This window comes from Fibrella aquatilis, assembly GCF_017353255.1.
GTDB lineage: Bacteria > Bacteroidota > Bacteroidia > Cytophagales > Spirosomataceae > Fibrella > Fibrella aquatilis.
In genome coordinates this window covers 1-15,436 of record NZ_JAFMYU010000024.1, presented here as the reverse complement: position 1 = coordinate 15,436, position 15,436 = coordinate 1, and the positions used below count along the sequence as shown (strand labels likewise).

Sequence of the window (15,436 nt, the reverse complement as noted above, 5' to 3'; positions counted from 1 at the left end):
GAACTCATTAGCCGTTCTTTGCCCCGAAGGCCGAGGGGAATTTGTCGATGTAATCACGAAGCTTCCGGTTCACCGCCTGCTTCGATACGCCGAGGTGGTCAGCCAGTGCCGTTTGGTTGTGCTGGAACGCCTTTAGCAGCGAAGCAAACTCCAGCACTTGTGGCGGCACCAGCACCTTGTTTTTAGCGACCTGGTAGGCTTCGTAGCCCGTAGCCAAAAAGTAATCGCAGACTTTCAGGGCTTTGGCTACGTACTGCTCGTCGATGCCGAACTTCTCCAGCCTGGTCAAATCAGGCTCCCAGAAAGCCCAATCCATAGCCGCCAGTATCAGGCTGATTCTCAGTACGTATTCCTTGATTTTGCCGAAAATGCCCGCCTTCACGTTCTTATCGGTCAGACCATCCATCTTGTTGATCGTGATGGTGTGCCTATCCTGCCATTCCTGAAAAAGCTGAATGCCCGGCCGGTTGAGCTTCACTACCTGTGGTTCGCTGTCTTTATCCTCCATCTTCAGTTCCCGGAACAGCCTGGAAATCATGCCGTAATACGGGTCCAGGATCTCTTGAGGTAAGGCAAACATCAGGTTGGGCGAAATCACGCGGTCAGTTTCGGCAAACGCCCAAAGCATCCGGAAGATGTAGCCAGTGGCCAGCCGGTTCTGTTCATAGAAGCGGTACAGCACGTCCGGTTGCGTCGATCCCATTACCGAGGCCACCAGGTGGTTTTTCTCAATGAATGTCAGCTTCCCATTCGAGCGCCGCATACTAAATGATGACGACGGTGACCACGCGGCCGTCCAGAATGAGGCTTCCGACTTGCCGGTTTTGTAGCGGTCCATATCGTCGATCCACTTCAGCAATTCGTCTTCATAGCGCGTCACGCCTTTGAAGTTGTTGCCGAACACGTCCCTGATCAGCGACTCGAACGTGATGTCCGAGTACAGTAGCACCTTCTGCGGGTGCATGGTGTCTGGATCACTCTTGCACTTATCCACGTATTCCCGGTTGTAGTCATCCTGAAACTTGTTGAGGGGTTTGAGCAGAATACCCTGGATCATCGACTTCCCCGAACTGGAGATACCCACCGATGCCCCCCACATACTCAGGCACACTTCCCAGTTACCCGTCGATGCCCGGAGCGATGAGCCGATGGACGAAGCCGCTGCCTGCAACAGCGTCAGGCCAATAAAGGCCCGTTCGCCGTGCAGATCTTCCACTAGTCTGGCAATCAGCGCCTTCAACCGATCAGGAAACACCTCCAGGGGAAACACCAGCCCCTTGCGCCGCTTTTTGGCCTCTGCTTCGAGGTCATCATCCGTAACCAGGGCGGCATACGGCCCCGGCTGCGATAGTTTTTTGTTGTCAATTGGTTGACCATTAGGGTTATACTGGCGCATTAGAGTTGATAGTCATATTTTAGGAAGTCAAGTAAACGGATCGCCTCCGTTACCGACAGGTCAATCTCACCCACCGCCGTGTGCAGTTTTCGGCTGATCGGACGGAACACAAAGTGTCCATTCATGCCAATGATCAGGTCCTCGTTGATCTTGTACATTCGGTCGTTCGGCGGCACGTTTACCTCCGTCGTATGGTGGATCACCTGACGGGGTGCCACATACTGTTGCTGCACCAAATCACGCCCTGGTGCCAGTTGCTGTTGGTTGTACGTGTCGTAGCGTTCACCGTGGATATGCTTCGGTGTACCCGCCGCTACCTCCAGTCCTTCAATCAGGTCAATGGCCGCGTTCATCGTCCGCTCCACCAATTCAGGATCGGCTTCCGTACCGGATATGTGTATACGTTCAGCCAGTTCACGCTGTAACTCGGCAAACGCCTGTTTCTTAGGGGCCAGCACGTCAAAGGCTGGCCTATTCGGCTTAGGATTCATATTCGGAAGGGTCTAATTCGTTCTCATTTCGGTACTCAGTCAGTACCTTTTTCAGGTTCAGCAGAGCACACGCCACCAGCGTGATCACACCCATGGCCAGGTTAATTCCCCTCATGGCTGCACAGGGGTTAATTCGCCAAATACACCCTCCGCAATGGCCACAAATCGCATGTGCAGTTCCCACCGCTCGTAGCCTGGCAACAAGGGCGTTTCTTCCTGCTGTTGCGCACGAACGGCATATTGCAGTACCTGGCGAAGGTTGGCCAGCACGGGGTAGACCAGCACCACCTGACACGCCACCGTTGGCACCGCCCGGTAGAGTTCCTCCAGTTGGGCTTCGGTCAGGCTCGTGGCCACCCTGGTACTGAAGCAGGCCCCAAGCCGCACCTTCAGCAGTTCATAGTAGATGAATTCACGAAGCAGCCGATTGGCTTCGTTGTCGTAAAACGGTACTTCAAACCGGCGAAAAGCATTCACCGCCCGCCGATTGTCGGCGGGTAATACTTGGATAGACAGCATGGTCAGGGGGGTTAATCGTTACAGCCGTAACGGGTGTTGAGTAAGGTAGTAATCGTGCAGATCGTCTGTTCCAGCCAGGCTATCGTTACCGGACGCGGTAAACTTGGCGACGTGTAATCGGGCTTCCCGAATTGTTTCATCACGGCCAGCAGGTTCTCCATCAGCGACCGCATAGCGTCCAGAATATCGTCGTCCTGTTCGGCAAGGTGGCCAGCATCAGCCAGTTGGATAATGTCAAGCAGGCTCACTAAAACCGGCTCATTCGATGTCATTTTCATAGCGTTAGTGTAGGTTAGTAGGTGTAGCCACCCATGAGCCGACGAAGCAGCGTGTTCCAGGATACGCCTTTCGTGCCGCACATATGCTTGTCAACCAGCCGGTCTGATCCATAAGCGTAACCGCCTCCCTTGATGTAATCCGGCTCATGAAACTCTTCCGGGTTAGGAGAGGTGGCCAGGGAAAACAACCGCTCGACGATCACCGTCGGAATACCCCAATCAGCGCGGGCTTTCAACTCCGCCAGGCAGGCCTGTGCCTCCTCCAGCGTGTTGAACGTATCGACCTTATTGCGGAAATAATCGTGTTTCTCACTCCAGCCAGCCACCGAGTAGCCAGTACGAACTTTCACAACGGTTGGATCTGACAGCAGCAACGCCTTCAATTCAGTACGCAGCTCACGCTTTTCTTTCCAGATGGCCTCCCAGGTCGCTTCGGGCATCTCATGCCGACTACGCATGCAGACAGAATTTATCTGCTCACCCGTATTCGGGTTGGTCCAGTTAAACGGTTTGTGGGTCTGATCGAATAATTCGGCCAGGCGGGTACGTATTTGTGTCGATCTATCGACGGGGTTTGTAGATGCCATTGTCAGCATGTTTTGTGGTTGAACTCTTGCACTCTTGCCATAAACCAATCAGGGCTAAACCGCCTGACAGTAACAGGATACCGATCAACAGACCGGGCACTAACTGGTAGCTCCGGGCTACCCATTCGGCTTCGTTCATGCGGTCGCCAGTTTTTGCCGTTTCGCCAGCGAACGTCGCCGCTTCCCTTTGCTCTCTTTCTTGTCGAGCAGACGCTCCACCGTCTGCACCACTCGTTGCGTGTTCGCCAGGCATGCTCTTCCTTTTTGCACTTGCAAGAGCATATTCAACCCATCGGCGGTTGAGAAATGCGCCTCAAATGCGCCTACCTGCTTCATCCATTCTCGGTCAAGCTTGGGCCTTAACTCCTTGAATTTGACCCGCCAATACATGACCGTATACTCATTACTCTCGTTTTCTCCCATCAAGTGCATGGTTTTTATCTTTTTGTGACCAATCATTGCAGTGTTTTCCCTGCACTGCAATAACTACACTGCAATAATGCTCTTAAAAAGATAATTATGCAACTAAAAAGAGAGAATAATTCTCCAGAATACCCTTTCGGTACCCTCCTCCGAACCCTCCGTAAAGCCAACGGCCTGACCTTGAAGCAAGTCGGTGCCCATTTTAATGTGCAGCATCAGGCCGTCCAGAAATGGGAAACGGGCATCAGCAAGCCCAAATCACAGGACTTGGCCAAGCTGGCTCAACTCTACAAGGTGCCGGTTCAGCAACTCACCGATGCAATGGAAGGGAATGCTCCTGATCAGGAGCAACTAGGGGAATCGAATGCCCAACTCGTGGTTCACACAGTAACCAATAATAAATTAATCGACCTGCCGTATGTGCCTGCTCAGGATCGTAGTCGCTTCAGTGTCGGCGAAGGCCCCAGTAGCGCGTTCGGTTTACTTCAACGCATGACTATTATCCAGCAACCAGGGGAAACCTATGAGAATAATCTCCTTGTCGAAATCCACAATGACAGTATGGAACCTTACTACCCGAACGGGACGATTGTCCTGGCCGAATGGGAGCAGCCCAGTCAGTGGCCCTATATGCCGAGTGGCGTGTACGCAATTTTCTACAACAACTACTTCATCGTCAGACGTATCGTATCGAATGATCTTCTACAACATCAACAGTTGGCACTCCATGCCGACAATCCGACGGGCGGTATCATCAACGTACCGGCCGATCAGATCCACCACGTCTTCCGCGTGAAACACATCGTCTATGCACCCGCCAGATAGGGGCAAAAACGTGGCAGTAAAAAGGAGATAAAATGGGAAATGGGCAGTAACCTTCAACACAATGGCATCACAAAAGCGCTCAGAATCAGATGATAAGCAGTATATTGCCAATAAAGAGAGGGTTCGAGACCCATTTCCCGCTCATTGATTATCAGCCAGCTAGGTTCGTACCTAGCTGGCTTTTTTGTTTCTACTATCACGTTTGCTAGCATACGCTCATGCTCTGCGTTGGCTGTAAACGTAATCGACGTTCGATGATTTACCCTTTACTATTGGGTTTGTAACGACGAGGGGTATAGACCAAGGTAGGCGGCCGAGAAGCCCAAAATAAAGCCCACCAACTGCCCCGTTGTCTACGAAATGGATAGCACCAGCACCCCTAGCGGCGGCACCGTGACCGGCACCCGCGCCCCGGCCGTGATGATGGTTTTGGTGCGAAAAATATCGGAGTATTTGTAGGCTTTTTTAGTCGGCATCTTCATGGCTGACCAGGCGTCGGCGGGGATGGTCAGTTGCGTGGTGATCGGCGCGTTTCGGTCGAAGTTGCAGACAATGAGCAGTCTTTGGTTGGCTGAAAAACGCAGGTACGAAAACAGCCGCTCCTGACCGGCGGGGGCCGGGCCGTACTGTTGCAGGTCCCGGAACGCCCCCGTCCGAATGGCCCCGCTGCCGTTGACGAGCTGCCCCAACTGAACGTAGAACTGCCGGAGCTTTTTTTGCGCCGCCGTCAGCTTCCCCCCGTCGAAACGGCCGCCGTTGGTCCAGGCCTGGTACTCAGGGATGCCCCAATAGTCGAAAATGGTGGTCCGCCCATCGTCGCCCTGAAAACCTTCGGCCTGGGTAGGGTTTACGCCCACCTCCTGCCCAAAGTAGGTCATAATTGGTCCCGTGTGCAGGGTGGCCGAGAGGGTCATGGCGGGAATGGCGGCCAGTGGGTCACCGGCAAATTGCCGCGACGCCAGGCGCTGCTCGTCGTGGTTTTCCAGGAAACGAAGCATGTGTTTACCCAACGTGCCCGACTCGCCGGCGCACACCCGCGAGAGGGCGGTGGTGCTGCCTTTGCCTTCCATCAGGGGCCGCACGGCATCGTAAAGTCCCACTTTGTCATAGAGGTAATCAAACCTGCCGGTGTTGATGTAGTTGGCGTATTGCTGCGGGTTGTAGATCTCGGCAATAAACGTGACGGCACCGTCGGCCCGGCTCGCTTTGATCTGCGGAATAACCCACCCCCAAAACTCAACCGGCACCATCTCGGCCATGTCGCACCGGAACCCGTCAACGCCTTTTCCGGCCCAGAAAAGCAGGATGTCGCGCATTTTGGTCCAGGTGCCAGGCCGATTCGCCGAACCGCCCGGCTCGAAATACGTTTTGCGCCCGTTCTGAATGTCGACACCGTAGTTCAGCTTGATTGTTTCGTACCAGTCGTTCTTATCGGGCTGGGCCTTAAACACGTCGTTGCCGGTGGCTTTGGCGGGGTTTTCCACGTAGGGCGGGGCCGTTATCGTTTCCGGGAGGGCGAGGCCGGCGGGGGGCACAAAGGCTTCGTCGGGCAGGTAATAGAAATTGTTGTTGGGGTCGAAAGCCTTCGTTGGGTCGTCGGTTTGGCCCAGGTCCTGCACCCCCTCCGGCTTGGCGTTGGAGGCGTATTCGCGGGCCAGGTGGTTGGGCACAAAATCGATGATGACCTTCAGCCCGTTGGCGTGCGACCGCTTCACCAGCGCCTCAAACTCAGCCATCCGGTTGCGCACGTCGACGGCCAAATCCGGGGCCACGTCATAATAATCCCGGATGGCGTAGGGCGACCCGGCCCGGCCTTTCACCACCAGCGGGTTGTTGGGCGGCACCCCCAGCGACGAGTAGCCGGTCATGCTCGCGTGCTCGATCACGCCTGTGTACCACACGTGCGAGGTGCCCAGTTTTTTGATTTCCTGAAGCGCCTTGTCGGTGATGTCGTTGAATTTGCCCACGCCGTTTTCGGCCAGGGTCCCCCAGGGCTTATTGGTGGTTTGTGTGTTGCCAAACAGCCGCGTAAAAATTTGGTAGACAACGAGTTTATCGGTTGGCGTGGCAGGAGGGGGTGTTTTCAGAAGTTCCGTTGCGGCCTGCATCAGTGGGCTGCTCAGCGCGCCGGTGGCGAGTAGGCCGGTGGTGAACGCCCGGCGGGAGAAGGTGAGTTTTGTGCGACGCGTACGAGTAGGCATAGGGAGGCGAACAGATTAGGGTTGCAAGTTCAGCCTTACGGGCCAAAAAGCCAGCCGGGGCGGACGTTATTCACTGCGGCTATGCAACGCGCGTTGTGAGGCTGTTAGACAGGCACCTGGGTTTGTTCAGCCCTCATACTGAGCCAACGAGCTGCTTTTGGTCTTGCCCTAGATGGAGAAAAGTGTTAGCCGATGGGTATCTAACCGAGTTCTAATCTGTGACTAATACCCGCCTAATCAGCTGGTTTCATCTTTGTCCGGTCAGTTTAGCTCCTAATCGGCAAGCTGAATCGCCATGAAACCAAACCGATTGTTGTCTGCCTTTGCCGCTTTGCTGTTGCTGATTGCGCTGAGCAGCTGCGGCCCATCGTTTATAGGCGTTCGCACCGGCCCCCATTTTGGCCCCGGCCCCTGGGTGGGTGGCGGCGCGTGGGCCGGCCCAGGCATGTGGGGGCCACGTGTTTTTCGTGGGCCAAGCCCCTGGCTAGGCCTTCATCGCCCACCGGTTATTATCAACCGCCATTTCTACGGTGCCCCACGCTACGGCTACAACAACCGTTCGTTTGGTAGTCCGTATGGTGGGGGGTATGGCGGTAACAGGCCAGGGCCTGGCTACGGCGGCGGCTCCCGTGGGCCTCGCTAACCGCAATGATGCCGTTGAGTGATGGGAGCTGACGGCCCATAAAGGCTTGGTAGCTCCCAACTGTTTACTACGCTACATTTAGCTACCCCTACACCATGAAACTCGTTTATTGGCTTTGTCTTTTCGGAACAATGACAGCGGTGTATCCATCACAAGCTGCTGGCACACAGTCTTGTCGGTCCGACTCGTTAGCCCTGCGCTCGGCCAACGCCCTCGTTGCTGACATGGCCCGTTTAATTAAGCAGTATGCGTATTTCAATACCGGAATGGGTGCGTTTAGCTACGACGCCTGGGCCGATACTTCAAATGGGCTTAAGTTGTATGTTGGCGAACGGATTACTTCCTGGGGCGACCGCTCCGAACCAGACTGGTATTGTATTGACTTTACGCACCCGGTCGGGACAGGCGAAATCAAAGTAGTGATGGGTAATAACGATAACTTTTTTATGGAAGTGGCTAAACGGATTACCCACAGAACTAAAAATGGTCGGCACAAATGGCTCGGCATTTTCTTCTTCACAAACAGGAGAAAACGAACCACTGATTTCAGGCAGTTGCATGATCATTTAGCGCTGATTATTAACCAGTTAACTACGTCTCATAAATAAAATGAATGCCTGATGTTAACCGTTGGAAATGGGGCGTACTGGACACGCCAACTGCTAAGCGAACAGCTGGCCGTGCTGGGCCTGCGGGCGGGCGATGCGGTTATGACTCATGCCGGGTTGCGGGCGGTGGGACCCATGCTCAACGGGCCAGATGCGCTGATTGGGGCCATTCTCGACGTGGTGGGTCCGGCCGGTACGCTGTTGGTCTATGTTAGCTGGGATGAGCAGTATGAAGACGCGCTGGAGGCAGGTGGGTATGTGCCTGCCGCGCTCAAACCACACCTCCCACCCTTCGACCCCGCCCGTTCCAGGGCCAACCGCGATCATGGGGTCTTCGCCGAATTTGCCCGCACCACGCCCGGAGCGTTTCGGAGCACTAATCCCGGCACATCGGTGGTTGCGTTGGGTCACCGGGCGGAGTGGTTTACGGCAAACCATGCCCTTCAGTACGGCTTTGGCCCTGACTCGCCGTTTGCTAAACTAGTAGCGGCTGGCGGGCAAGTCCTGATGATAGGTGCCCCCCTCGACACGATGAGCCTGCTGCATCATGCCGAACACCTGGCCGACATACCGGGCAAACGCATTATGCGTGTGGAGGTGCCCCTGTGGTTGAACGGCGGCGTCAGTTGGCAGCTAATTGAAGAATTCGACACAACAGACCCCGTTGTGGATGGCTTACCCGCCGATTATTTTGCCCACATCGTCACCGATTTTTTAGCTCAAGGGGGTGGGCAGCGGGGCCAAATCGGTCACGCCGATGCTGTGTTGGTGCCAGCCGCCGATGTTATTGCTTACGCCGTTGAGTGGCTGGAAGAGCGATTTACCAAGTAGCCAATTTCAACCAGGCCTATTCCGGCCCGTAGCCGCCCTGTTACTATCAAATAGCCAAAGCAGCCAGCGCACAACCACGCCGTCAGGTGGGGGTGGGGTTTCCGTAAGCAATTGAGCAACAGCCTAAGGTCTTCAGTCAACATAGAATGATTCAGGCGAAAAAAGGTCCGTTACACAACGGGTTGTTTCTGCCGAATTAGTTGACCAGAACTTAGGCAATTAGCTTGGGTTTAGCGTCTGTGTCGGCGAAAAAGGGCTTGTAATCAACCGGTTATGACGGTAATAAGGTAATGCCAAGCTGTAGGTAATCGGCTAGATACGTTCTGGTCTACACGGCAACAACGTAGCTGTAGCCTAGGAAAGAGGAACAATGTGGGCGGCAGACGGTTTTGGACGCACAACTCAACGCGATAATCCAATGAATAATCAACCTCAACCACGCTCTCCGTGGCTGCTTTTAGCCCGGGGTGTGTGCTACATTTTACTTGGCGGAGCCATGTTTGTCTACGCCAATAACTTTACTTACGGCACTGGCCGTGCGCTAGGCGTAATCTTGCTGCTGGCGGGCTTGGCGGGCGGGGTTTATGCTCGGTTTAACAGTCGAATAGATCCCAACAATTTCTGGGTTACGCTGCACGCCCTCAACGACCTTATCTTCGGAGTTGTTTTCATTATCATGGCATCAAAAGGTATCAAAGGTTTCATTGACATGATCGGCTTCTGGGCCGTTGTTTATGCCTTCATGCAATCGGTGCGGGCTATGTACGTAGCACTTATGGAAGGCGGCTCATCATTGGCCATGAAAGCTGTTCACTTCCTTAGCGTGGCCGTGGCAGGCTACCTGGCATTCAACACCATGCTGCGCCCTATTGGCCTCACCGACTCGCTGGGCATCACAGGCTTTTTTCCCATTGCACTGGGTATATTGGTGATCCTGACCGCGCGCTTGACCGTGGTGAAGCCTACGTCTGTGGCTAGATAACCTGCTGCTCAACAGCTAATATCCCATTAAAAAGGGTTGATTCAGCACACATGAATCATGGCTGAATCAACCCTTTTTAATGGGATGTTAGCTGTCGGTTGCTCTTATACGCCCACGGGTAGGTCGGTGCCGAGTTCACCCTGTTCAACGGCCTGCTTAATCTGCTGCCTTAACGGTGTATACTCAACCTCACAGGGGTAACCAAACAGGCAATTGTCTTTTATCTGCTTCACCACCGGGGCGGGCACCATGCTCTCCCAGCCGTCTTCGCCCGCCTGAATCATCTCCAGCACGCGGTCGGTCGAGATGTGCAGGTTCTGTTCGTTGTAGTCAGTGATGTCTTCCAGCTTATCGTTGCGGATCAGGTACTGAAACAGGGGTTCCAGCGTGGGGGGCAGTTCGAGCTGATCGCAGGTGTAGATATGCCCGTTGCGCAGTGTGGGGTAAATAAACAGTTTTACTTTCCGGCTAAACAGGGCCGCAAATGACTCCAGGATACCCCCCGCCAGGTAGTGGTAATGAGCCTCGTCGAAGATGTATTCCAGGTTGGGAATGCCCATAATGAGGCCAATTTTCAGGCGCGTCAAGCGCGAGAGGTACGCCACCAGCCGATAATACTCGTGGTAGTTAGAGATCATTACCGTCTGTCCCAGCCCGCACAAAATATCGACCCGGTCCAGGAAGTCTTTCTCATCGATGCCCTGCTCGTTAGCTTTCAGGTTGTGCAGGGTCAGTTCCGACAGTAACAAAACGCGGTCCTTATCGACGTCAGGCTCTTCGCGGAACTGCTTGAGGCCATTATCGATCATGTCGAGTTGCACGTTAGTGACGGGGCGCAACCGGCCACGCATCACCACGATGTTTTTCTTGTAAAGGGCCTCCTGCGGTTGCAAAACCCGTCCATCGGGACCGAAAAGAGCCGCGTCGGTGAAGCCGTTGCGTACCAGATAGAGGCTCAGCAGCCGGTTGTCGACACCCTCGAACGTAGGACCTTCGCAGCGGAGGGTGTCAATTTGAATCCGCTCGGGCGAAAGATCGTCCATCAGCGATAGCACCAGCGTTTCGGGCGATTTGGCGTAATAAAAGCAGCTGTAGATCAGATTTACGCCAATAACGCCCAAAGTTTGCTGTTGCAACACGTTCTCGTTATCGAGCAGCCGCACGTGGATAATCACATCGTTGGGTGGGCTGAGGGGGTCGCTTTGAAACCGGCACCCCAGCCAGCCGTGGCCTTCGTTAGTCTTCTGATAATTGAGCGCCACCACGGTATTGGCAAAGGCAAAAAAGGTGGTATCGGCCCCGCGCTTCTCAGAAAGGCGTTTTTCCAGCAGGCTGTACTCTTTGTTGAGCATTTTAATCAGCCGCGACTCTACCACATACCGACCGCTTTCCTCGTTGCCGTAGATCGCGTCGCTGAAGGTCATGTCATAGGCCGACATGGTCTTGGCTACCGTGCCCGACGACCCGCCGGCTTTAAAAAAAACGGCGGCGGTTTCCTGCCCGGCTCCTATTTCGGCAAACGAGCCGTAGATGCGTCGGTCTAGATTAAGCCGAAGCGCTTTCTGTTTGGTGCCTATATTTTTCTCGTACATGTGCTGATGGAAGTTCCTGACAAAGGTATAACGTGGGAAGTAGCCACGCGGTTGCGGCTGGTGATTGGCGGGTAATTCGCAGGCCAAAACGAGGCGGTGACAGGGCTTAGGCCCACTATAGTTTGAACGAAAAAACGCCCCCTTCCGGTTTATCAGCGTTGTTTTTGCCTATGACGGAGTCAGTACGCCCAGGGGCACCCACAAACTTACTACTGAACCCTCGCCGGGCTGCGACCAGACCGTGAGCGCGGCCCCCAGGCTGTTGGCCCGTTCGTGCAGGTTGGTGAGGCCCATACCCGTTTTGGCCGTGTCGGCCCCCATGTCAAACCCCACCCCGTTGTCGCAGATGAGCAGGTGTAATTTGCCAGCTTGCTGCACCAAATCTACCGTGGCCTGACTGGCACAGGCGTGTTTCAGAATGTTATGACATACCTCCAGTGCAATGGCATATAGCGTAAACTCAGTCTGTTTGTCGAGCCGCTGAGTAAGGCCTCTCGTGTTAAAAATGAACTGCGTCTGCTGGTTTAGGTTCAGGTTGCTCAGCAGCGTGGTCAGGCCAGAGACTAACCCCTGCTTGGCTAGTTCGTCGGGGAGCATGTTGTGGGCAAGGTGCCGCATTTGCTGAATAGCCATGCCCACCATATCCATCAGTTGTTGATACGTTGTTTGCTCTTTGGTGTTTAACTCATTGGCGTTCAGGCTTTTCATGGTGAGTCGAATGGCCGCTAACGTGCCCCCCAGTGTGTCGTGGAGTTCGGCGGCTACGCGTTTGCGCTCCTGAGTTTGGCCTAGCAGCAGGGCCTCCTGTGCTTGTTTTTCCAGCGTTTTCTGCCGCAGTTGCAACTCGATGCGGGTTCGTTCCAACTGTCGGGTGCGTTCGCCGAGGGCCAGCGAAAAGCAGAGCATTTCGGCCAGAATACCCAGGATCAGGTAAACCGAAGGTGTATTTAGCAGGATAGCGGTGGCCGATTGGCCCTGCTCGTTTCCCCAAAACAGCACCCCCAGCATCACTACATAGCCCGCCGTAATGAGTAGCAGGCCCACCAGAAAATAGCCACTGAGGGGCAGGTTTCGGTAGTAAGCTAGGCCCACCACCGCGAGCACGCAGCCAGTGAGGCCAATAGTAAAGGCGGTGAGTAGGGGCAACCCCGCCAGCGCCACCATACCTGCCGACTGATCTATGAGCAGCGGCGTGAACCAGAGTGAGAGTATGAATACAACGCCGCAGCCCATAATAAGCCCATTGGTTAGCCGGTGCAGGCGGGGGGCATTCTTTTTCAGGTGTAGTAACTCGCTCAGAAACAGCAGGTAACACCCGGCTGCTCCTGAGTTGATGGCGTATTCGTAGGCAAAAAACCGGTGCACCAGCAACGAAACCGTCCGTATCTCCAGGTTATAATCGGCGATTCGGATCACCATCAGGGCCGAAAAAAAGGCCACGCCAGCGTAGTAAATCAAGGCCCGGTCGCGGCGGGTGGCGTATTGAAACAGGGCAAAGCTGCTGCCAAAAAACAGGCTTCCGATCACAAAGGCGTATAGAATGAGCAGCCAGCGTTGCCGAAAAAACAGGTCTTGCTTGAACGCCCGGTAGCCCGACAGGCTGTATAGCACGGGCGTTTCCAGGCCGTTGTTGAAGAAGAGTCCTGGTTGCAGAGCCAGTAGCAGCGTGCGGTGCTGACCCGGCAGTAGACGAAAAGGTAAGCCATAACCATCTGGTATATAACTTGTTGCGGGCCAGTCGGCCAAGGTGCCGCCACTGGCCGTTTGCTGGGGCTGGCCGGTTTCGTTCAGTACATAGAGCTGCAGCAAAGGTTGCCTGCCCGCATATACCACCTGCGTGAGGGTGTCGTGCTGGCTGGGGTTGTGGGCTACAAACCGCAACCAGAGTGTGCTGCCTGCCATCTGTTTCTCCGCGACTGAATCGGCCTGATAGGGGCAGAAGCGTGGTGCAGCGGCTGGCTGCGTCAACTGAGCGGCTGTAACGGTGCTGCCGGCGTCGTGGAAGTAAGTGAGTTGACCTACAGACTGTTCTGACTGCGCCATTGCCGACGTGCCCCTAACAGCCACAATCAGCCAGAGCCAGACCCATGTTGGCAGAAATCGGAACAGTTGCATGAGGGTAGGCAGGTACGGTTGTGGGTGATAATCAGTCGAAAGTACGCACACACCACGAACCATTGATCGCTCACCACTAACTTTCGTACCTTAGATGGTGACTTTGCTTTTCGACCAACAAGCCCATTCCATGCAGCCTGAACTAACGCTGACCCGCCCCAAACGGCACTTTTTGCCTGAAAATTACGAACTTAATGCCTGGGCCGACGCGCAACCCTTTTACGACAACCTCCTCAGCCGACCGCTCACCAATGCCGACGACCTGCGGCGGTGGTTTGCCGACCGGAGCGAACTGGAGTCGTACCTTTCCGAAAACTTTGCCTGGCGTTACATCCGCATGACCTGCGACACGGCCAACGCCGACCTGACCGAGCGGCTCAACTTTTTCATCGAAACCATTCAGCCACCCATGACCGAACTGGGTGACGAACTGGATAAAAAAGCTCTCCAGAGTCTGCTCCTGGCTGATTTGACCACGCCTGAGTATGCAATTATGGTGCGTGGGATGCGGCAGGCGAGCGCTATTTTCCGGCCCGAAAACATTCCGCTTCAGACCGAATTACAGACCGAAGAGCGCCAGTATGCCGCTACTGTGGGGGCCATGACGGTGGTGATCGACACCGACGGGATGCGCGAAGAAGTGACCCTGCAAAAGGCCTCAGACCGGCTGCAATCGACCAACCGGGCCGTGCGCGAAGATGCCTGGTTTCTGATTCAGCAACGCCGGTTTGATGACCACGATAAGCTGGACGACCTCTTTACCCGGCTGGTCACACTCCGCCATCAGATGGCCCAAAACGCCGGTTTCGCCAACTACCGCGATTACGCCTTTGCCGCCCTAGGCCGGTTCGACTACACGCCCGACGACTGCTTCACGTTCCACGCCGCCGTGGCCGAAGCCGTGGTGCCGCTGGTGAGCCGCCAAATGGCCGAACGCCAACAGAAACTAGCCCAAAACGACCCATCTGTAACCACCCTGCGCCCCTGGGACCACAAAGTTGACCCTGACGGCCTGCCCCCGCTGGTGCCGTTTACAACGGGTAACGAGCTGATCGAGAAGACAATACGCTGTTTCGATAAGCTCGACACCAGCGGCGAACTGGGCGGCTACCTGCGCGTGATGCGGCGCATGGGCCACCTCGACCTGGAGTCGCGGAAGGGCAAAGCGCCGGGTGGGTATAATTATCCGCTGGAAGAGATTGGTGTACCGTTTATTTTTATGAACGCCACCTCCAGCCTGCGCGACCTGGTCACGATGGTGCACGAGGGGGGCCATGCCGTGCATTCGTTTCTGACGCGTGAACTGCCCCTGAAAGCCTTCCGCAACCCGCCCATGGAAGTAGCCGAACTGGCGTCAATGGCTATGGAACTGATCTCGATGGACCACTGGGACGCGTTTTTCGACCCCAACGACAGCCGCACACCCGAACAGGCTGCTGAGCAGCTACGCCGTGCCAAACGCCAGCACCTCGAATCGATCATTGAGATGCTGCCCTGGGTAGCCACTATCGACAAGTTTCAGCATTGGGTCTACGAACACCCGCCTGGGGTCGCGGACGACCACTCCGTTGCCGACCGCCGGGCCAACTGGACCCGCATCTTTACCCAGTTCAGCGACACTGTGACCGACTGGAGCGGATTGACGCACTTTCAGGAATACCTCTGGCAGAAACAGCTGCATTTGTATGAGGTGCCTTTCTACTACATCGAGTATGGCATTGCCCAACTGGGGGCCATTGGCGTATGGCGCAACTACCGTCAAAACCCCCAACAGGCTCTCCAGGGCTACAAAAACGCCCTCAAGCTAGGCTACAAAGCTCCCATCCGCGACATCTACGCCGCCGCTCACGTCCCCTTCGATTTCTCCAAGGACCACATTGGCGCGCTAATGGCATTTGTGCAGGAGGAGATTGATAAATTGTAGTTTTCAGTTTGCTTCGGCATA

General features: G+C 55.1%; 16 protein-coding genes. 6 read left to right on the top strand and 10 right to left on the bottom strand.

Annotated elements, in window-relative coordinates; all coding sequences use genetic code 11:
* Positions 1 to 7: 7 nt before the first annotated feature.
* From J2I48_RS22990 to J2I48_RS22965, 7 genes are all read right to left on the bottom strand, one after another.
* Entirely contained in the window at positions 8 to 1,396 is a 1,389-nt protein-coding gene (locus J2I48_RS22990; protein WP_207337860.1) for a DUF3987 domain-containing protein, read from the bottom strand.
* Entirely contained in the window at positions 1,396 to 1,887 is a 492-nt protein-coding gene (locus J2I48_RS22985; protein WP_207337859.1) for a hypothetical protein, read from the bottom strand. Before J2I48_RS22985 ends, J2I48_RS22990 begins: the two co-directional genes overlap by 1 nt.
* A complete protein-coding gene (locus J2I48_RS28500; protein WP_262899106.1) occupies positions 1,877 to 2,002 on the bottom strand; it encodes a hypothetical protein in 126 nt (41 codons plus the stop codon). Before J2I48_RS28500 ends, J2I48_RS22985 begins: the two co-directional genes overlap by 11 nt.
* Entirely contained in the window at positions 1,999 to 2,406 is a 408-nt protein-coding gene (locus J2I48_RS22980) for a hypothetical protein (RefSeq protein ID WP_207337858.1), read from the bottom strand. Before J2I48_RS22980 ends, J2I48_RS28500 begins: the two co-directional genes overlap by 4 nt.
* 11 nt (positions 2,407 to 2,417) lie before the next feature.
* The gene (locus J2I48_RS22975; RefSeq protein WP_207337857.1) at positions 2,418 to 2,684 is read right to left on the bottom strand and encodes a hypothetical protein; all 267 of its coding nucleotides are present in this window, start codon (positions 2,682 to 2,684) and stop codon (positions 2,418 to 2,420) included.
* A gap of 14 nt (positions 2,685 to 2,698) precedes the next feature.
* Positions 2,699 to 3,271, bottom strand: a complete 573-nt coding sequence (locus J2I48_RS22970) for a hypothetical protein (protein ID WP_207337856.1) — start codon at positions 3,269 to 3,271, stop codon at positions 2,699 to 2,701.
* Between the two features lie 135 nt (positions 3,272 to 3,406).
* Complete coding sequence (locus J2I48_RS22965; protein ID WP_207337855.1) at positions 3,407 to 3,730, bottom strand: hypothetical protein; 324 nt, start codon at positions 3,728 to 3,730, stop codon at positions 3,407 to 3,409.
* Positions 3,731 to 3,790: 60 nt separating this feature from the next.
* Between J2I48_RS22965 and J2I48_RS22960 the strand changes: the two genes are divergently transcribed.
* A complete protein-coding gene (locus tag J2I48_RS22960) occupies positions 3,791 to 4,519 on the top strand; it encodes an XRE family transcriptional regulator (RefSeq protein ID WP_207337854.1) in 729 nt (242 codons plus the stop codon).
* A gap of 353 nt (positions 4,520 to 4,872) precedes the next feature.
* On the opposite strand, the gene J2I48_RS22955 is transcribed toward J2I48_RS22960, so the two are convergent.
* Positions 4,873 to 6,720 (bottom strand): alpha-amylase family protein, encoded by a 1,848-nt coding sequence (locus tag J2I48_RS22955; RefSeq protein WP_207337853.1) that lies wholly within the window; start codon positions 6,718 to 6,720, stop codon positions 4,873 to 4,875.
* Positions 6,721 to 7,015: 295 nt separating this feature from the next.
* Between J2I48_RS22955 and J2I48_RS22950 the strand changes: the two genes are divergently transcribed.
* From J2I48_RS22950 to J2I48_RS22935, 4 genes are all read left to right on the top strand, one after another.
* A complete protein-coding gene (locus J2I48_RS22950; RefSeq protein WP_207337852.1) occupies positions 7,016 to 7,363 on the top strand; it encodes a hypothetical protein in 348 nt (115 codons plus the stop codon).
* 95 nt (positions 7,364 to 7,458) lie between these two features.
* Positions 7,459 to 7,971 carry a hypothetical protein gene (locus J2I48_RS22945; RefSeq protein WP_207337851.1) on the top strand — a complete coding sequence of 171 codons (513 nt, stop codon included), beginning with the start codon at positions 7,459 to 7,461 and terminating at the stop codon, positions 7,969 to 7,971.
* A 12-nt stretch (positions 7,972 to 7,983) separates the two neighbouring features.
* A complete protein-coding gene (gene aac(3), locus J2I48_RS22940; RefSeq protein ID WP_207337850.1) occupies positions 7,984 to 8,802 on the top strand; it encodes an aminoglycoside 3-N-acetyltransferase in 819 nt (272 codons plus the stop codon).
* Positions 8,803 to 9,220: 418 nt separating this feature from the next.
* The gene (locus J2I48_RS22935; protein WP_207337849.1) at positions 9,221 to 9,784 is read left to right on the top strand and encodes a DUF308 domain-containing protein; all 564 of its coding nucleotides are present in this window, start codon (positions 9,221 to 9,223) and stop codon (positions 9,782 to 9,784) included.
* Between the two features lie 104 nt (positions 9,785 to 9,888).
* Here J2I48_RS22935 and J2I48_RS22930 read toward each other — a convergent pair whose 3' ends face one another.
* Together J2I48_RS22930 and J2I48_RS22925 are read right to left on the bottom strand one after the other, a co-directional pair.
* On the bottom strand, positions 9,889 to 11,376 hold the full coding sequence (locus J2I48_RS22930) for a TonB-dependent receptor (RefSeq protein WP_207337848.1): 1,488 nt from the start codon (positions 11,374 to 11,376) through the stop codon (positions 9,889 to 9,891).
* Between the two features lie 168 nt (positions 11,377 to 11,544).
* A complete protein-coding gene (locus J2I48_RS22925; protein ID WP_207337847.1) occupies positions 11,545 to 13,491 on the bottom strand; it encodes a histidine kinase in 1,947 nt (648 codons plus the stop codon).
* A gap of 130 nt (positions 13,492 to 13,621) precedes the next feature.
* Here J2I48_RS22925 and J2I48_RS22920 point away from each other — a divergent pair, with 130 nt between their 5' ends.
* Entirely contained in the window at positions 13,622 to 15,415 is a 1,794-nt protein-coding gene (locus J2I48_RS22920) for a M3 family oligoendopeptidase (RefSeq protein WP_207337846.1), read from the top strand.
* Positions 15,416 to 15,436 lie beyond the last annotated feature (21 nt).